The 17921-nt window shown below is 69.7% G+C and carries 17 protein-coding genes; 8 read left to right on the top strand and 9 right to left on the bottom strand.

The window, feature by feature from the left end:
* The first annotated feature begins 84 nt into the window (after positions 1-84).
* The 8 genes from MTAB308_RS16670 to MTAB308_RS16635 all read left to right on the top strand — a co-directional run bounded on the left by MTAB308_RS16670 (position 85) and on the right by MTAB308_RS16635 (position 11128).
* The gene (locus tag MTAB308_RS16670) at positions 85-819 is read left to right on the top strand and encodes an NUDIX hydrolase (RefSeq protein WP_077100552.1); all 735 of its coding nucleotides are present in this window, start codon (positions 85-87) and stop codon (positions 817-819) included.
* Entirely contained in the window at positions 816-3209 is a 2394-nt protein-coding gene (locus tag MTAB308_RS16665) for a hypothetical protein (RefSeq protein WP_077100550.1), read from the top strand. Before MTAB308_RS16670 ends, MTAB308_RS16665 begins: the two co-directional genes overlap by 4 nt.
* Positions 3210-3280: 71 nt before the next feature.
* Complete coding sequence (gene murJ, locus MTAB308_RS16660) at positions 3281-6865, top strand: murein biosynthesis integral membrane protein MurJ (protein ID WP_077104433.1); 3585 nt, start codon at positions 3281-3283, stop codon at positions 6863-6865.
* A gap of 62 nt (positions 6866-6927) precedes the next feature.
* Positions 6928-7554 (top strand): RNA polymerase sigma factor SigM, encoded by a 627-nt coding sequence (sigM, locus tag MTAB308_RS16655; protein WP_077100549.1) that lies wholly within the window; start codon positions 6928-6930, stop codon positions 7552-7554.
* Positions 7547-8287, top strand: coding sequence for a hypothetical protein (locus MTAB308_RS16650; protein ID WP_077100547.1), 741 nt, complete (start codon positions 7547-7549; stop codon positions 8285-8287). The genes sigM and MTAB308_RS16650 overlap by 8 nt, the downstream gene beginning before the upstream one ends.
* Positions 8288-8402: 115 nt before the next feature.
* Positions 8403-9431 carry a thioredoxin-disulfide reductase gene (gene trxB / locus MTAB308_RS16645; protein ID WP_077100546.1) on the top strand — a complete coding sequence of 343 codons (1029 nt, stop codon included), beginning with the start codon at positions 8403-8405 and terminating at the stop codon, positions 9429-9431.
* Positions 9428-9781 carry a thioredoxin gene (gene trxA, locus MTAB308_RS16640; RefSeq protein WP_077100544.1) on the top strand — a complete coding sequence of 118 codons (354 nt, stop codon included), beginning with the start codon at positions 9428-9430 and terminating at the stop codon, positions 9779-9781. The genes trxB and trxA overlap by 4 nt, the downstream gene beginning before the upstream one ends.
* A 126-nt stretch (positions 9782-9907) precedes the next feature.
* The gene (locus tag MTAB308_RS16635) at positions 9908-11128 is read left to right on the top strand and encodes an N-acetylmuramoyl-L-alanine amidase (RefSeq protein WP_077100543.1); all 1221 of its coding nucleotides are present in this window, start codon (positions 9908-9910) and stop codon (positions 11126-11128) included.
* Here MTAB308_RS16635 and MTAB308_RS16630 read toward each other — a convergent pair.
* From MTAB308_RS16630 to rpmH, 9 genes are all read right to left on the bottom strand, one after another.
* On the bottom strand, positions 11125-11880 hold the full coding sequence (locus MTAB308_RS16630) for an acetyltransferase (protein ID WP_077100541.1): 756 nt from the start codon (positions 11878-11880) through the stop codon (positions 11125-11127). The genes MTAB308_RS16635 and MTAB308_RS16630 overlap by 4 nt on opposite strands.
* Before the next feature lie 286 nt (positions 11881-12166).
* A complete protein-coding gene (locus MTAB308_RS16625) occupies positions 12167-13150 on the bottom strand; it encodes a ParB/RepB/Spo0J family partition protein (protein ID WP_077100540.1) in 984 nt (327 codons plus the stop codon).
* Positions 13147-14124: a ParA family protein gene (locus tag MTAB308_RS16620; protein WP_425436279.1), complete on the bottom strand. Its 978-nt coding sequence runs from the start codon at positions 14122-14124 to the stop codon at positions 13147-13149. Before MTAB308_RS16620 ends, MTAB308_RS16625 begins: the two co-directional genes overlap by 4 nt.
* The gene (gene rsmG / locus MTAB308_RS16615; protein WP_077104431.1) at positions 14121-14858 is read right to left on the bottom strand and encodes a 16S rRNA (guanine(527)-N(7))-methyltransferase RsmG; all 738 of its coding nucleotides are present in this window, start codon (positions 14856-14858) and stop codon (positions 14121-14123) included. The genes MTAB308_RS16620 and rsmG overlap by 4 nt, the downstream gene beginning before the upstream one ends.
* Positions 14859-14944: 86 nt before the next feature.
* On the bottom strand, positions 14945-15520 hold the full coding sequence (locus MTAB308_RS16610; RefSeq protein WP_077100539.1) for a Jag family protein: 576 nt from the start codon (positions 15518-15520) through the stop codon (positions 14945-14947).
* Positions 15521-15601: 81 nt separating this feature from the next.
* Positions 15602-16720, bottom strand: a complete 1119-nt coding sequence (gene yidC / locus MTAB308_RS16605; protein WP_077100538.1) for a membrane protein insertase YidC — start codon at positions 16718-16720, stop codon at positions 15602-15604.
* The gene (gene yidD / locus MTAB308_RS16600) at positions 16704-17009 is read right to left on the bottom strand and encodes a membrane protein insertion efficiency factor YidD (protein WP_077100537.1); all 306 of its coding nucleotides are present in this window, start codon (positions 17007-17009) and stop codon (positions 16704-16706) included. Before yidD ends, yidC begins: the two co-directional genes overlap by 17 nt.
* Entirely contained in the window at positions 17006-17362 is a 357-nt protein-coding gene (rnpA, locus tag MTAB308_RS16595) for a ribonuclease P protein component (RefSeq protein WP_077100536.1), read from the bottom strand. The genes yidD and rnpA overlap by 4 nt, the downstream gene beginning before the upstream one ends.
* 23 nt (positions 17363-17385) lie before the next feature.
* A complete protein-coding gene (gene rpmH / locus MTAB308_RS16590) occupies positions 17386-17529 on the bottom strand; it encodes a 50S ribosomal protein L34 (protein WP_077100535.1) in 144 nt (47 codons plus the stop codon).
* Positions 17530-17921 lie beyond the last annotated feature (392 nt).

Raw genomic sequence — 17921 nt, 5'->3', positions numbered from 1 at the left:
ATCTCCACCGCGCACCCCCGTCGCACGGCGGCCCAGCGGCGAGTATGTCCTGAAGAGCGACCCCCGCCAGCTACTATCGCTTGGGTGTCGGACGCCGAACAAGCCAGACCACGTCGACGCCGGGGGCGGCGCCGGCGTCGCGCTGGCGGCGCCGCGGCGGAGAACCCCACCGACACCCCGCCGAACGGCGACGCCCCCGCGGCCAAACCAAGGCGACCGCGCCCGTCCCGCCGCGTTCCGGAACGACTGAAGACCGTCCACGAAACCTCCGCCGGGGGCCTGGTCATCGACGGTATCGACGGCCCGCGCGACGGACAGGTCGCCGCGCTGATCGGTCGCGTCGACCGGCGCGGGCGAATGCTGTGGTCGCTGCCCAAAGGCCACATCGAGGTCGGCGAGACCGCCGAGCAGACCGCCATCCGTGAGGTCGCCGAGGAGACCGGGATCCGCGGCAGCGTGCTGGCCGCGCTGGGGCGCATCGACTACTGGTTCGTCACCGACGGCCGCCGCGTGCACAAGACGGTGCATCATTATTTGATGCGCTTCTCGGGCGGCGAGCTGTCCGACGAGGACCTCGAGGTGGCCGAGGTGGCCTGGGTGCCGATCCACGAACTGCCGTCGCGGCTGGCCTACGCCGACGAGCGCCGGCTGGCCCAGGTGGCCGACGAGCTGATCGACAAGCTGCAGAACGACGGCCTCGACGCGCTTCCGTCGCTGCCACCCAGCGCGCCCCGGCGGCACCCGCAGACACATTCGCGTACCCGCCACTCGGACAAGCGCTTAGGGGGCCGGAAGAACGGTCACGGGCCGGGGCCGTGACGCCGCCGCGACTCTGCTGGGCCGGCTTGTTGCGCCTCGCCGCAGCGGTTGCCCTCGTGGCCGGTTCTGCCGCGCTCGCCGGGCCCGCCCCGCGCGCGGCCGCGGGTGAGCCCGGCGATACCCCGTTCCTCCGGGTCCGCATCGACCAGGTGACCCCCGACGTGGTCACCACGACGAGCCCGCCCCTCGTCACCGTCAGCGGCATGGTCACCAACATCGGCGACCGCCCCGTCCGCGACGTCATGGTCCGGCTCGAACACGCGCCGGCGGTCGCCAACTCGGCGGCGCTGCGCACCTCGCTGGACGGCAACACCGACCAGTACCAGCCGGCGGCCGACTTTCTCACCGTCGCCCCCGAACTGCAGCGCGGCCAGCAGGCCGGCTTCACCCTGTCGGCCCCGCTGCGCGCCGTCACCAAGCCGTCACTGGACATGGAGAAGCCGGGGATCTATCCGGTCCTGGTCAACGTCAACGGCACCCCCGACTACGGCGCCCCCGCCCGCCTCGACAACGCGCGGTTCCTGCTGCCGGTGGTCGGCGTGCCGCCGGATCACGCCGACGACGTGAACTCCGCCGTCGCGCCCGACACCTCCAAACCCGTGTGGATCACCATGCTGTGGCCGCTGGCCGACCGGCCGCGCCTGTCCCCCGGCGTCCCGGGCGGCACCATCCCAGTCCGGTTGGTCGACGACGATCTGGCCACCTCGCTGGCCCCCGGCGGCCGCCTCGACATCCTGCTGGCCGCGGCCGAGGTCGCCACCAGCCACGACGTCGACCCGGACGGCGCCGTCAGCCACGCGCTGTGCCTGGCCGTGGATCCCGACCTGCTGGTCACCGTCAACGCGATGACCGGCGGCTACGTGGTGTCCAATTCGCCCGACGGCCCCGCCCAGCTTCCGGGCACCCCGACGCATCCGGGCACCGGCCAGGCCGCCGCGGCCGACTGGTTGAACCGCCTGCGCACGCTGGCCCACCACACCTGCGTAGCGCCGCTGCCCTACGCCCAGGCCGACCTGGACGCCCTGCAGCGCGTCAACGACCCCGGGCTGAGCGCCACCGCCACCAACACCATCGGCGGCATCGTCGACCGCATCCTCGACGTGCCCTCCACCCGCGGGGCCACGCTGCTGCCCGACGGCCCCCTGACCGGTCGCGCCGTGAACCTGCTCAGCGCCGACGACAGCACGGTCGCGATCGCCGCCGGCAACCTCTCCGCCCGGGACCAGACCAACGACACCGCCGCCGACACCGCCCCCAGGCGGCTCTCGCCGCAGGTGGTGCTCGCGCCGTTCGACCCGGCCGTCGGGGCCGCGCTGGCCGGTGCGGGCAACAATCCCGTCGTCCCCACCTACCTGGACTCCTCGCTGGCCGTTCCGCTCTCGCACGACTCGGGCACCGCCCGGCGCCAGGACGCGCTGGGCTCCCTGTTCTGGCACGCCCTGCAGGGCGACGCCGCGCCGCGCACCGAGCTCCTGGTCCCCCCGGCGACGTGGAGCCTGCAGGCCGATGACGCGCAGGTCATCCTCACCGCGCTGGCCACCACCATCCGTTCCGGTTTGGCGGTGCCGCGGCCGCTGCCGGCGGTCATCGCAGACGCCAACCAGCCCGGAAAAGCCGGCACCGAGCCGGCGCAGCAGGCGGGCTTCGACGGATCCGGGCGCGGCCGGATCAGCGACGACGTGACCGGCGTCATCGCGGGCCAGGTCGGCCGGCTGTGGGGGCTGACCTCGGCGCTGAGCACCGACGAGCGCACCGGGCTGACCGGCGTCCAGTACACCGCGCCGCTGCGCGAGGACATGCTGCGCGCCTTGAGCCAATCCGAGCCGCCCGACACGCGCAACGGACTGGCCCAGGAGCGCCTCGCGGTGGTCGGCAAGACGATCAACGACCTGTTCGGCGCCGTCACGATCGTCAACCCGGGCGGCTCCTACACCCTGGCCACCGAGCACAGCCCGCTGCCGCTGGCGCTGCACAACGGCCTGGCCGTCCCGATCCGGGTGCGGCTGCAGGTCGACGCCCCGCCCGGGATGCGGGTGACCGACGTCGGCCAGATCGAGTTGCCGCCCGGATACCTGCCGCTGCGGGTGCCGATCGAGGTCAACTTCACCCAGCGCGTCGCCGTCGACGTGACGCTGCGCACCCCGGACGGGATGCGGCTGGGCGACCCGGTGCGGTTGTCGGTCCACTCCAACGCCTACGGCAAGGTGCTGTTCGCCATCACGCTCAGCGCCGCGGCGGTGCTGGTGCTGCTGGCCGGGCGCCGGCTGTGGCACCGGTTCCGCGGCCAGCCCGACCGCGCCGACCTGGACCGCCCGGACCCGCCCCACGCCAGCCCCGCCGACCTGCGCGACGAGATCGACGATCGCGTCGATCAGCAGCACAGAGTATGAGCCGCGCCCCCCGGCACGCGCAGTCCCAGGCACCGCGGCAGCCGCACCGCGTGCCACCGTCGGCGCGCCGGATCCGCCCGGGTCCGCCCACGGGTCCGCTGCCGCCGGTGCCGGAGCTGTCGCGGCGACGACCCGAACTCTCCGACGCGGCCCTGGTCTCGCGGTCGTGGGCGATGGCGTTCGCCACGCTGGTCAGCCGCATCACCGGCTTCGCGCGGATCGTCGTGCTGGCAGCGATCCTGGGTGCCGCGCTGTCCAGCGCCTTCTCGGTGGCCAACCAGCTGCCGAACCTGGTCGCGGCGCTCGTGCTGGAGGCCACGTTCACCGCGATCTTCGTGCCGGTGCTGGCCCGCGCCGAGCAAAGCGACCCCGACGGCGGCGCGGCGTTCGTGCGGCGCCTGGTCACGCTGACCACCGCGCTGCTGGTGCTCGCCACAGCGCTGTCGGTGCTGGCCGCCCCGCTGTTGGTGCGGCTGATGCTGGGCCGCGCCCCGCAGGTCAACGAACCGCTGACCACCGCGTTCGCCTATCTGCTGCTCCCGCAGGTCCTGGCGTACGGCCTGACGTCGGTGTTCATGGCGATCCTGAACACCCGCAACGTGTTCGGGCCGACGGCGTGGGCGCCGGTGGTCAACAACGTCGTCGCGCTGGCCACCCTGGGCGTGTATCTGGCAGTGCCCGGCGAACTGTCCGTCGACCCGGTGCGGATGGGCAACGCCAAGCTGCTGGTACTGGGCATCGGCACCACCCTGGGCGTGTTCGCGCAGACGGCCGTGCTGCTGGTGGCGCTCAAGCGTCAGCGCGTGAGCCTGCGCCCGCTGTGGGGAATCGACGACCGCCTCAAGCGTTTCGGCACGATGGCCGCCGCGATGGTGCTCTACGTGCTGATCAGCCAGCTCGGCCTGGTGATCGGCAACCAGATCGCCAGCACCGCGGCGGCCTCGGGCCCGGCGATCTACAACTACACCTGGCTGGTGCTGCAGCTGCCGTTCGGCATGATCGGCGTGACGGTACTCACCGTGGTGATGCCGCGGCTGAGCCGCAACGCCGCGGCCGACGACACCAACGCCGTGCTCGCCGACCTGTCCCTGGCCACCCGGCTGACGTTGATCACGCTGATCCCGATCGTGGCGTTCATGACCGTCGGCGGGCCCGCGATCGGCAGCGCGCTGTTCGCCTACGGGCATTTCGGCGGGGTCGACGCCGGCTACCTGGGCGCCGCGATCGCGATGTCGGCGTTCACCCTGATCCCGTACGGGCTGGTGCTCTTGCAGCTGCGCGTCTTCTACGCGCGAGAGCAGCCCTGGATGCCGATCGTGATCATCCTGGTGATCACCGCCGTCAAGATCGCCGGCTCGGTGCTGGCGCCCCACCTCACCGGCGATCCGAAGCTGGTGGCCGGCTTCCTGGGACTGGCCAACGGGGTCGGCTTCCTGGCCGGCGCGATCGTGGGCTACTACCTGTTACGCCGCACGCTGGTGCCCGACGGCGGACACCTGATCGAGGTGAGCGCGGTGCGCACGATCCTGGTGACGATCGTTGCGTCGATGCTGGCCGGTCTGGTCGCCCACGTGGCCGATCGGCTGCTGGGATTGAGCAGGCTCACGGCACACGGCGGCGCGGGCTCGCTGCTGCGCCTGCTGGTGCTGGCGATCATCATGCTGCCGATCATGGCGACCGTGCTGCTCAGCGCGCACGTGCCCGAGGCCGACGCCGCGCTGGCCGTCGTCCGGCGCCGAATCCCGGGCCTCGGCGGCAACCGGATCGCGCAGCCGCCGGCCCGCAAACCCGCTGCCCCGGAGGGATCGTCTCGGCATGGCCACGTCACGTACCCTGAGCAGAGGAATTCGTCCCCGCCGGGGGTAAGTGCGGTCCAGGAGCCGATCCGGCGCAGGCCTCCGGAGCGGGTCGCCAGCGCCCGCGTAGCGAAAGGACCGGAGGTGACCGACCGCCCAGTGGATAGCGCACCCAGCGCTGGATCCGGCTTGGGGTCAGGCGCCGAGAAAACCCCCGACCGGCCAAGGCCCGTCGCCGACGACTTCCAGCCCGACATTCCGCGCGGGCCGGAGCCACGGTCGACGCCGCGTGCCGCCGACCGACTCAACGGCGACGTCTCGACCGAAAACACCCGTGGCGCAACGCCGTTCGACCCGCCCCGCGACCGGGCAGGCGAACCGTCGGAGGATGTCCACCTTGTTCCCGGCGCCCGCATCGCCAGCGGCCGGTACCGGCTGCTGGTCTTCCACGGCGGCGCGCCTCCCCTCCAGTTCTGGCAGGCGCTCGACACCGCGCTGGACCGGCAGGTGGCGCTGACTTTCGTCGACCCGGACGGGGCGCTGCCCGACGAGGTGCTGCAAGACATCCTGTCGCGCACCCTGCGGCTCAGCCGGATCGACAAGCCCGGCATCGCCCGGGTGCTCGACGTGGTGCACACCGGGTCCGGCGGCCTGGTGGTCTCGGAATGGATCCGCGGCGGTTCGCTGCAGGAGGTCGCCGACACCTCGCCGTCGCCCATCGGCGCCGTGCGGGCAATGCAGTCGCTGGCCGCCGCCGCCGACGCGGCCCACCGCGCCGGCGTCGCCCTGTCGGTCGACCACCCCAACCGGGTGCGCGTCAGCATCGACGGCGACGTAGTGCTGGCCTACCCCGCGACCATGCCCGACGCCAACCCGCAAGACGACATCCGCGGCATCGGCGCCGCGCTGTATGCCCTGCTGGTCAACCGGTGGCCGTTGCCGGAGTCCGGGGTGCGAAGCGGCCTCGCCCCGGCCGAGCGGGATGCGGCGGGCAATCCCGTCGAGCCCATGGCCATCGACCGCGACATCCCGTTCCAGATTTCCGCGGTTGCCGTTCGCGCGGTTCAGGAAGATGGCGGAATACGCAGCGCCTCAACGCTTTTGAATCTGCTCCAGCAGGCAACGGCGGTGGCCGACCGCACCGAGGTGCTCGGACCGATCGACGATTCGCCGCCACCACCCGTCGCCCGGGCATCGACCGGCCGCGAGTATGCGGCCTTCGCGCGCCGCCGCCGCAACGTGTTGATCGGCGTCGGCGCCGCCCTCGCCGTCATCGTGGTGGCCCTGCTGGTCCTGGCGTCGGTGGTGAGCAAGATCTTCGGCAACGTCGGGGGCCTCAACAAGGACGAGCTGGGGCTGAACGGGCCCTCGTCGGCGTCGTCGTCGGCCCCGGGTTCCGCGGCTGCCGGGAGCGTCGTCAAACCCAGCAAGGTGTCGGTCTACTCGCCCGACGGCGACGCCGACAACCCCGGGCAGGCCGGGCAGGCGATCGACGGCGACCCCTCCACCGCCTGGTCGAGCGAGGTCTACACCGACGCCGTCCCGTTCCCCAGCTTCAAGCAGGGCGAGGGGCTCCTGCTGCAGTTGCCGAATCCGACTGTGGTCGGCCAGGTCTCCATCGACACCCCCAGCACCGGCACCAAGGTCGAAATTCGCTCGGCGTCGACGGGGTCGCCGGCGCGGCTGGAGGACACCACGGTGCTGGCCCCGGCCTTCGCGCTCAAGCCCGGCCACAACGTCATCCCGGTCAGGTCCGGCGCGCCGACGTCGAACCTGCTGGTGTGGATCTCGACCCTGGGCACCACCAATGGCAAGAGCCAGGCCAGCATTCAGGAGATCACCGTTCAGGCCGCCTCCTGACGCACTCACAGCTCCCGTATTGGTGAAGTGCCGCACGACCCCCGATTGGTTACTGTCCGCCCGTGGGTTTCGGGGGCGGGGAATTCGAGGGCAAGAGCCGCGGCGAACGCACTGACGCCGAGCTGCTGGCCGCCCACGTCGCCGGCGACCGCCGCGCCTTCGACGAGTTGTTCCACCGCCACCGGCGCCAGCTGCACCGCCTGGCCCGGCTCACCACCCGCACGCGCGAGGACGCCGAGGACGCGCTGCAGGACGCGATGCTCTCGGCGCACCGCGGCGCCGGATCATTCCGGCACGACGCGGCGGTCGGCAGCTGGCTGCACCGCATCGTGGTCAACGCCTGCCTCGACCGGCTGCGCCGCACCAAGGCCCACCCCACCGCGCCGCTGGAGGACGTCTATCCGGTCGCCGATCGCACGGCACAGGTCGAGACGGCGATCGTGGTGCACCGGGCCTTGATGCGCCTGCCCGTCGAGCAACGGGCGGCGGTGGTGGCCGTCGACATGCAGGGGTACTCGGTCGCCGACACCGCCGCGCTGCTGGGCGTCGCCGAGGGCACCGTCAAGAGCCGCTGCTCCCGCGCCCGGGTCCGCCTCGCCGAGCTGCTCGGCTACCTCAACGCCGGTCCCGGCCTCGCCCCACCCATGGCCGTCAACCCGCGCATGACGGACACTGGGGCGGATGGGTGAACCCGACCAGGACGCCGCCGAGCCGCCCCTGACAGTCGAGCTGCTGGCCGACCTGCAGGCCGGTCTGCTCGACGACGATTCGGCGGCCCGCGTGCGCAAACGGGTCCGCGAAGATCCGGAGGCGCAGAGCATCCTGCATGCCCTGAACCAGGTGCGCTGTGACGTGGCCACGCTCGGTGCCGACACGACCGGAGCGCCCGACGTGCCGCCGGAGCTGACGGCCCGGATCTCGGCGTCGCTGAGGTCGGAGGAAGGCCACGACCGCGTCGGTGTCGCCCACTCGGCCCGGCCGCAGATCCGCCCCGCCCGACTGGCCGCCGGCGTGGCCGGCGTGGGGGCGGTGCTCGCGGCCATCGGGGTCGGCACCGCGGCGCTGCTCGACACGCCCGAGCCCGCCCCCAGCACCCCGGCCACCGCGCAACACATCACGGTGTCGACGCCGCCCATGGTCATTCCGCTGTCGCAGGCCGAGATCCTGGGGCTGCTGACGAAGAGTCCCGATTACGGCCCGCTCGGCGACCCCTCGCTGCGTGCGTCCTGCCTCAGCGGGCTCGGCTATCCCGCCTCCACCCGGGTGCTCGGCGCGCGGCCGGTCGACATCAACGCCCGCCCCGGCGTGTTGCTGGTGCTGCCCGGCGACACGCCCGACGACCTCGCGGTCTTCGCGGTGGCGCTCAATTGCAGCGCCGCCGACACCGGGTTGCTGGCCAACACGCAGGTACCGCGGCCCTAGCGCCGATCAATACCCAGCGGCGGTCGCCTCCGGACTTAGTCTGGTGCCCAGCACCGGGAACACCCGCGCCTACGCTGGCGTTCGTAGACGTAGCTTCCGCACCCGAAAGGCCCGAATGACCGCCGATACCCCCGCTCCCGACACCCACGACACCGTCCACGACGTCATCGTCATCGGTTCCGGTCCCGCCGGGTACACCGCGGCCCTCTACACGGCCCGCGCGCAGCTGAAGCCCCTAGTCTTCGAGGGCATCGCGTTCGGCGGGGCGCTGATGACCACCACCGAGGTGGAAAACTACCCCGGCTTTCGCGACGGCATCACGGGCCCGGAGCTGATGGACGAGATGCGTGAGCAGGCGCTGCGCTTCGGCGCGGACCTGCGGATGGAAGACATCGAATCGGTCTCGCTGACAGGTCCGGTCAAGTCGGTGGTCACCGCCGACGGCGAAACCCATCGAGCCCGGGCCGTCATCCTGGCCATGGGCGCGGCGGCGCGCTATCTGCAGGTCCCCGGCGAACAGGAGTTGCTGGGCCGCGGGGTGAGTTCGTGTGCCACCTGCGACGGGTTCTTTTTCCGCGACCAGGACATCGCCGTCATCGGCGGCGGCGACTCGGCGATGGAAGAGGCCCTCTTTCTGACGCGCTTCGCCAGCAGCGTGACGCTCGTGCACCGTCGCGACGAGTTCCGGGCATCCAAGATCATGCTCAACCGCGCCCGCAACAACGAAAAGATCAAGTTCGTCACCAACGCCGCCGTGGTCTCTGTCGAGGGCGACACGACGGTGACCGGATTGCGCCTGCGCGACAACGTAACCGGCGAAGAGTCGACGCTCCCGGTCACCGGCGTCTTCGTGGCGATCGGCCACGAGCCGCGCTCGGGCCTGGTTCGCGACGTCGTCGACGTGGATCCCGACGGCTACGTACTGGTGCAGGGACGCACCACGAGCACCTCGCTGGACGGCGTGTTCGCCGCCGGAGACCTGGTGGACCGCACCTACCGGCAGGCCATCACCGCCGCCGGCAGCGGCTGCGCGGCGGCCATCGACGCCGAGCGTTGGCTGGCCGAGCACGAAGACACGACCCAGCACGGCGCGCCAGCCGGAAACGCCGAGGGTACCGACACATTGATTGGAGCACAGCGATGACCGACGCCGAAAAGGCCCACGCCACAATAGAAGTCTCCGACGCCTCTTTTTCCACCGAGGTGTTGTCGAGCGATAGGCCTGTGCTGGTTGACTTTTGGGCGACGTGGTGCGGACCGTGCAAGATGGTCGCGCCGGTTCTCGAAGAAATCGCCAGCGAGCGCGCCGGGCAGCTGACCGTCGCAAAGTTGGACGTGGATGCCAACCCGGAGACCGCCCGCGACTTCCAGGTGGTTTCGATCCCCACGATGATCCTCTTCAAAGACGGCCAACCCGTGAAGCGAATCGTCGGTGCCAAGGGCAAGGCGGCGCTGCTGCGCGAGCTCTCCGACGCGGTTCCGAACCTCACCTGAGGCGTTATCGGCCTCGCCACGCCGTGCCCCGCGCTTAGCCTGGGGTTTTCCGAAAATTGAGAAGCGTCTGCGACAATAACGGCTAGCTGTTGCCTGTGTTCAGCCTTGTCCCGGAGGGCCCTTGGTATGTCGAGTCCGCGCCGCGAAGACGGCGACGCGCTGCGTTGTGGTGACCGCAACGCTGCCGTGACCGAGATCCGGGCGACGCTGGCCGCGCTGGGAATGCTGGACAACCCCGACGAAGACATGACGACCGGCCGGCATGTGGCCCTCGAGGTCTTCGATGCCGAGCTCGATCAGGCGGTGCGCGCTTTCCAGCAGAATCGCGGGTTGCTGGTGGACGGCATCGTCGGCGACGCCACCTACCGCGCGTTGAAGGAGGCCTCGTACCGGCTGGGGGCGCGCACGCTGTATCACCAATTCGGTGCTCCCCTCTACGGTGACGACGTCGCCACCCTGCAGGCGCGGCTGCAGGACCTCGGCTTCTACACCGGCCTGGTCGACGGCCACTTCGGCCTGCAGACCCACAACGCTTTGATGTCATACCAGCGCGAGTACGGGCTCGCCGCCGACGGCATCTGCGGCCCAGAAACCTTGCGCTCCTTGTACTTTCTGAGCTCGCGCGTCACCGGCGGCTCACCGCACGCCATCCGCGAGGAAGAGCTGGTCCGCCGGTCCGGGCCCAAACTGTCGGGCAAGCGGATCATCATCGATCCGGGCCGCGGCGGCGCCGACCACGGCCTGATCATGCAGGGGCCGACCGGGCCGGTCAGCGAAGCAGATGTGTTGTGGGACTTGGCGAGCCGGCTCGAGGGTCGGATGACCGCTATCGGCATGGAAACCTTCCTGTCCCGGCCGACCAATCGCAGCCCGTCGGACGCCGAACGGGCCGCCACGGCGAACAACGTCGGCGCGGACCTCATGATCAGCCTGCGCTGCGAATCCCAGCGCAGCCCGTCGGCCAACGGCGTAGCCTCCTTCCACTTCGGCAACGCGCACGGTTCGGTCTCGACCATCGGCCGCAACCTCGCCGACTTCATTCAGCGGGAAGTGGTGGCTCGCACCGGATTACGCGATTGCCGCACGCATGGCCGGACGTGGGACCTGCTACGGCTGACCCGGATGCCGACCGTTCAAGTCGACGTCGGCTACATCACCAACCCCCGCGACCAGGCGATGCTGATCTCGACGCAGACCCGAGACGCCATCGCTGAGGGCATCCTCGCCGCGGTCAAGCGGCTCTACCTGCTCGGCAAGAACGACCGGCCCACGGGCACCTTTACCTTCGCCGAACTGCTGGCTCACGAGTTGTCGGTGGAGCGGGCCTCCCGGCTGGGCGGCTCTTAGCCGCCCTCGTTGATCTGCAACGTATTTGATGCGCTAGCGGAGCCCGCCCCGACCGGTTCCTGTAGCTGGGCACTGGACAGCAGGCGCTCCAGCGCCGCTTCGACTTCGGCCTTCCAGCCCAGGCCCTTATCCAACTCCAGCCGCAGCCGCGGAAAGTACGGATGCGGCGCCACCACAACGAATCCCACGTCCTTGAGGAACTCCGCGTCGATGATGCAGTGCTCGACCGAGCAGTCGCCCAGGGCCTCGAGCACCGGCCGCACATCGGCGTCGACCGTTCGCGGATCGTGCAACTCGGAGGCCGCCGGTGTGCGTCCGAAAGCCTCCAGCGCCCGCACGCCGCGCCGCACCAACTCATCGATGACGCGGGCGATCAGTCCGTGCGGCAGATCGTCGGAGGCCTGCCCCGCTTCGATGTTCATCGACGTCAGCAGCACGGCATCGGCGGAGACCGGCGCCGTGGGAAAGCGCTGCGCCCGTGGCACCGCGCGCGGCGGCGCATAAAGGACGTACCCCAGGCACGGCGGTTCGGCGTGGCTGCGCTCGTCCGGAACCGCCGTCGCGACCTGACCGCATGAGCCCCACTCCAGCATCACCATCGACAGCCAGGCTTCTTTCTCGAATTCGGGGTCAGCGAGGTGGTCCTGGTTACCCAGCGTCGCGGGATCGACCTCCCAGAACACGCAGCGGCGCGCGTGCTTGGGAAGCTGCTCGAAAGCCTCGAGCCGCAGCGGCGTGATTCGAGCAGACACTAGCCTCCTGGCTTCCGTCCGGTACTGCGGCCGCCACATTTTGGGGCCATCAGCAACCTCTCCAGGATAGGAGAGTTTGTCGACTTCGGACCAGTGTTTGCTCCGCCACTTGCGGCGGGCGGGCGAACATTCCCGCGCGGCACCGCAACGCCGGTGACGTAGCGAAAGGCGTTGCGGCGCATACGAATTCTGTGTGGAGGCGATGTCAAGAACGGCTCATTTGGGTCTCATTTGGGCGGCGAAACCCCCGCGGCGTCACAGTGACGTAATTACACCGGGTCGACGGTCAGGCCTTGGGCGGGGTCATCACGTCGACGATCCGCTGGAGATCCTCCACCGAGCCGAACTCGACCACGATCCGTCCCTTCCGTTTGCCCAGGCTGACCGTCACCCGGGTATCAAAGGTGTTGGACAGCCGATCGGCAACGTCCTGGAGGCCGGGCATCTGAATCGGCTTGCGGCGTGGGGGCGCCGGGGTGGTCACGTCCCCGCGGTTGGCGAGGGTGACCGCCTCCTCGGTGGCCCGCACCGACAGGCCCTCGGCGACGATCCGGCTGGCCAGCTCCTCCTGCGCCTCCGGGCCGCCCTCCAGGGAGAGCAACGCTCGGGCGTGGCCCGCGGACAGGACGCCGGCCGCGACCCGACGCTGCACCGGGATCGGAAGCTTCAGCAGCCGGATCATGTTGGTGATCAGCGGTCGGGACCGGCCGATGCGGGACGCCAGCTCGTCGTGCGTGACGTCGAATTCGTCGAGCAGCTGCTGGTAGGCCGCCGCCTCCTCCAGGGGGTTGAGCTGAACCCGATGGATGTTTTCGAGCAGGGCGTCGCGCAGCAGGTTGTCGTCGCCGGTTTCGCGCACGATGGCCGGGATGGTGGCCAGGCCCGCCTCCTGGGCGGCGCGCCACCGCCGCTCCCCCATCACGATTTGGTACCGCGCGCCGCCCGGGGTTCCGCTCACCGCCCGCACGACGATCGGCTGCAGCAGCCCGAACTCGCGGATGGAGTGCACCAGTTCGGACAGCGCCTCCTCGTCGAAGACCTGCCGGGGCTGGCGCGGGTTGCGCTCGATATCGGCCGGCGCGATCTCCCGGTAGACCGCGCCCACCGACGCGGCATCCTGGGCTGGTCCACCGATCAGCACATCGGCGGCGGCCTCGCCCATCCGCGGGCCCAGCGTGGCCGGGCCGGGGTCGCCTTCCGCCGGGCCGGTGGGGATCAGTGAAGCAAGGCCCCGGCCGAGGCCACCCTTCTTGCGTAACGGCTGCGTCATGGTCGTCCCTTCACGGATGGTGATCGATCGCGTTCGGCGAGTTCGCGACTGGCGTCGAGATAGCTCATCGCTCCCCGGGAACCGGGGTCGTAATCGATGATCGTCATGCTGTAGCCGGGCGCCTCCGACACCTTCACGCTGCGCGGGATCACCGTACGCAGCACCTTGGTTCCGAAGTACCGGCGCACCTCTTCGGCCACCTGGTCGGCCAGCTTGGTCCGCCCGTCGTACATCGTCAGGATCACGGTCGTCACGTCCAGCTGCGGATTCAGGTGGGCCTTCACCATCTCGATGTTGCGCATCAGCTGTGACACGCCCTCCAGTGCGTAGTACTCACACTGGATCGGGATCATCACCTCGGGTGCGGCCACCAGCGCGTTGATCGTCAGCAGTCCGAGCGATGGCGGGCAGTCGATGAAGACGTAGTCGAAGTCGAACTGATCGAGCTCGGCCAGGGCCGTGCGCAGGCGGTTCTCCCGCGCGACCATGCTGACCAATTCGATTTCGGCGCCGGCCAGATCAATGGTCGCCGGCACGCAGAACAGCCGCGAGCTGTGGGGGCTGGGCCGCAACGCCTCCCGCAGCGACACCTCGCCGATGAGGACTTCGTACGACGATGGGGTGCCCGCCTGCCGGTCGTGGATGCCGAGGGCCGTGCTCGCGTTGCCCTGGGGGTCGAGGTCGATGACGAGCGTCTTGAGCCCCTGCACGGCCAGCGCGGCCGCGAGGTTGACGGCGGTCGTGGTCTTGCCGACGCCACCCTTCTGGTTGGCGATGGTGAACAGCCGTCGGTGAGCCGGGCGGCGCAACGGCGGGTAGGCCGTGTGGAGAACGCGCATCGCGCGCTCGGCGGCGGCGCCGATCGGGGTGTCGTATTCGTCCGATGTTTCACGTGAAACATGGCTCGGCTCCGCGGCGGCGGCCGCGCTCGGTGCCGGTGGCGGGCCGCCGGACGAATTGATCGGAGAACTCACCGTGTCCCCCTGCCTGCCATACGCCCGGCTTTTTGGTGCGGCCGCTTCCCGCGTCGTGCTAACACCACGGTTGAGGGCGGACGCAAATAGTTCGCGCCACATGTGACCACCCTGACATCGACGGCGCCCAATGCCGCCATCACACGCCGGTGGGTTTCCACTTCCTCTGGAGCGCGCTCCCCCTTGATCGCGACCATCCGCCCCTCGAGCCGTAGCAACGGCATGCTCCACCTCGTCAACTTGTCCAGCGCCGCGACCGCCCGCGACACCGCGACGTCCCGGGCCCCAAACTGCTCGCGCACCCACGGCTCCTCCGCACGGCCGCGCACCACCTCGACCGCCAACCCTAGTTCGGCCACCGCCCAGATGAGAAACTCGCTCCGCCGCAGCATCGGCTCGAGGAGCACCACCTCGAGGTCCGGCCGCGCGATGGCCAGCGGTATGCCCGGCAGGCCGGCCCCGCTGCCGATGTCGATCACCCGCTCGCCCGGCTGAATGAGTTCGCCGACAGCGGCGCTGTTTAATAGGTGGCGCTCCCACAGCCGGCCGACCTCCCGCGGCCCGAGGAGCCCGCGCTCCACCCCGGGACCGGCGAGCAGTTCGGCATACCTTCGGACGATACCCAGCCGCGGACCGAACACGGTCGCGGCAGCGGCGCCCAGGGATCCCGGATCCGCCGCGGGCGCGGACACTTCCGCGGCCGCTTCCCCGCCGCCATGTTTCACGTGAAACATCGCGTCTTCTTGTTTCACGTGAAACATCCTCGATCCCTGGGGGCCGTCCGGGTCGTTTCTGAATTACACGGCTGTGACTCGGCGTGCTAGTCGATCAGGACGACAACGCGCCGGGAGGGTTCCTGGCCCTCGCTCTCGCTGTGCACCCCCGGTACCGCAGCGACGGCGTCGTGAACGATCTTGCGCTCGAACGGCGTCATCGGGGAAAGCTCCTCGCGTTCGCCGGTGTTGAGCACCCGGCGCGCCACCTTGTCACCCAACGCCGCCAGCTCCTCGCGCCGCCGGCGCCGCCAGCTCGCGATGTCGAGCATCAGCCGGCTCCGCACCCCCGTCTTCTGGTGCACCGCCAGCCGGGTCAGCTCCTGCAGCGCGTCCAGCACCTCACCGCCGCGGCCGACCAACTTGTTCAGGTCGCTGCTGCCATCGATGCTGACGATGGCACGGTCGCCCTCGACGTCGAGGTCGATGTCGCCGTCGAAGTCCAAAAGGTCCAGCAGCTCCTCGAGATAGTCGCCGGCGATCTCCCCCTCGGCGACCAGTCGGTCCTCCAGATCGTCGCCTTGGTCACCGCCGCCTTCTGCCGCTGCCTCCTCCTCCGGGGCCGGGGCTTGCGTGTCGGGCTCTGCGTCAACGTCGCGTTCGGTCGTCTCGGCGTCTGTCATCTCGTTTTCTCTCCCTCATCCAGGGGCTCCCGTCCAGTCGGGTCACTCGCCCGGGGCGTCCCCTTAAGCTGTCGCGTCGCTTCAGCGTTTCCGCTTCTTCGGTCGCGCCCCGGGTCGCGGGGTGCGGTTGGTCGGTCCATCGTTGCGCCCCGCCGGCGTGTCCGGCTCCGCGGCGGCCGTTCCCGCGTCGGCGACACCCCCGCCGGATCCGCCGGAATCGGAGTCCGCGCCGTCGTCGGTGCCCGTCGGGGAGCCGTTGCCGCTCGATGCCAAGGTCTTGGGGTTGCGCTTCGGCTTGGCGCCCGGAGCGGGCGCGTTGGCCGCTCGCCGCTGAACGACTTCCTGCCTCTTGGCCTCGTCCTCTTTTTCGATCATGCCGAACACGTAGTGCTGCTGCGCGAACGTCCAGATGTTGTTCGCGAACCAGTACAGGATGATCGCGAGCGGAAGGAACGGGCCGCCGACGACGACGCCGAGCGGAAACACATACAGCGCCAGCTTGTTCATCATCGCCGTCTGCGGGTTGGCCGCGGCCTCCGGGCTCTGGCGTGCCACCGACGCGCGGCTGTTGAAGTACGTCGCGACGCCCGCCAGGATCATCACCGGGGCGCCCACCGCGATCACCGCGGGGCGGCTGAAGTGGGTGAAGGCGTCCAGTCCGGCATGTTGCGTCATGAACGCGCCGATCGGCGCGCCGAAAAGGTTGGCGTCCAGGAAGTGCGCCACGTCGGTTGGGCTGAAGAAATAGTTGCCCGTCGCCCGGTTCTGGGCCACCGACAAATGCGGCTGGCCGAAGCCACCGGTCGTGCGGTTGAACGACCGCAAGACGTGATAGAGCCCAAGGAACACCGGGATCTGCGCCAGCATCGGCAGGCAGCCGAGGATCGGGTTGAATCCGTGCTCACGTTGCAGCTTCTGCATCTCGAGCGCCATGCGCTGGCGGTCTTTGGAGTACTTCTTTTGCAGCGCCTTGATCTGTGGCTGCAACTCCTGCATCTGCCGGGTGGTACGAATCTGGCGCACGAACGGCTTGTACAGCAGAGCCCGCAAGCTGAACACCAGGAACATCACCGACAGGGCCCAGGCGAAGAAGTTCGACGGCCCGAGCAACGCCGCGAACAGCTTGTACCAGGCCCACATGATCCACGACACGGGGTAGTAGATGATGTCGAGGCTGAAGAAATCAAACAAAAGATTCACTCTCCCGTTGCTCCGGCGCGGGGGACCCCGCGGCGCCGGCGCCTTCGAAGCTCGCCCGGCATGCGTGTCGATCCGGTATCGGATCCCATCCTCCCCGATGCCACGGTCCGCATTTGGCGAGCCTGGCGGCGGCCAACCAGCTACCGCGGATCAAACCGTATTCGGTCAGCGCATCGACGGCGTACTGGCTGCAGGTCGGCACGAAGCGACATGTCGCTGGGCGCAGCGGTGACACCATGTGCCGATACAGCTGGATCAGAAAGATCAGTCCCCGCGCCGCCCGGTTCACCGGCCCGTTCCCGCCGACTCGACGGCGCGCCGCAAGCCGCGCCGCAGCTGCTGCTCCAACCGCGCGGATGACACCTGGCGACTGCTCGGCAGCGCGCGGATCACCACCCGATCGGAACGATCGAGATCTCCCAACATGGTTCGCGTGACGTGACGGAGCCGGCGCGCCACCCGGTGACGGTCCACGGCCGACCCGACGGTCTTGGCGATGATCAGGCCGACGCGGGGACCCGTGTCGTCTCCGGGGTCGCGGCGCACATGCACAACGACATCGGGCTGCACCGCGCGCGCGCCATACTTCACCGCGGCGTCAAACTCCGTTGACCGCCTCATGCGGTTGCGTGCGGGAAGCACCGCTGAAGAACCCGACGTTGCGATCAGGCAGTTAACGCGCGGCGACCTTTACGGCGCCGGCTGGAGACGATCGATCGCCCGGCGCGGGTGCGCATCCGCAAGCGGAAGCCATGCACGCGGGCTCGGCGCCGGTTATTCGGCTGGAAGGTCCGCTTGCCCTTGGCCACGGCGTTCTCCTCGTCTTCGAACCATCCGGCCGCGTTCGTCCGCGAGGCGGTCGGAGGTAAGTCTTGCTGCTGGCCGGCGCGGTCCCCGAGCTTTCTCCGGGTCGCAGCCGTATCGCCGACTTTCGGGCGACTGTTTGAGGGTACTGACGCGGATTCGCTGGGTCAAACTTGGTCTCCCGCAACGGACCCAACTCACACATCCGCGAAAACACAAGTTCTCGAACAGGACCGTGCTGCACCATAGAACAACACACGACAAGCAGGGCCCGGATAACCCTAAAGAGGCCGATTGGAATGCAGCAGAACTGTTGGCAGCCGAACGGAAAACTGTTAGCTTCGGGCAATGCCGTTTCAGAGTGGAGCGGCGCTCGACGACGAAGCGAGGATGGCGG

It is taken from the genome of Mycobacterium terramassiliense (assembly GCF_900157385.1).
GTDB classification, from domain to species: domain Bacteria; phylum Actinomycetota; class Actinomycetes; order Mycobacteriales; family Mycobacteriaceae; genus Mycobacterium; species Mycobacterium terramassiliense.
Note: the sequence above shows the minus strand (reverse complement) of the source record. Positions and strands in the feature narration are given on the sequence as shown.

Coding starts and splice junctions, on each gene's coding strand:
- MTAB308_RS16650 (WP_077100547.1), top strand. CDS start 7,547: ATGGGTGAACCCGACCAGGACGCCGCCGAGCCGCCCCTGACAGTCGAG.
- trxB (WP_077100546.1), top strand. CDS start 8,403: ATGACCGCCGATACCCCCGCTCCCGACACCCACGACACCGTCCACGAC.
- trxA (WP_077100544.1), top strand. CDS start 9,428: ATGACCGACGCCGAAAAGGCCCACGCCACAATAGAAGTCTCCGACGCC.
- MTAB308_RS16635 (WP_077100543.1), top strand. CDS start 9,908: ATGTCGAGTCCGCGCCGCGAAGACGGCGACGCGCTGCGTTGTGGTGAC.
- MTAB308_RS16625 (WP_077100540.1), bottom strand. CDS start 13,150: ATGACGCAGCCGTTACGCAAGAAGGGTGGCCTCGGCCGGGGCCTTGCT.
- rsmG (WP_077104431.1), bottom strand. CDS start 14,858: ATGTTTCACGTGAAACATGGCGGCGGGGAAGCGGCCGCGGAAGTGTCC.
- MTAB308_RS16610 (WP_077100539.1), bottom strand. CDS start 15,520: ATGACAGACGCCGAGACGACCGAACGCGACGTTGACGCAGAGCCCGAC.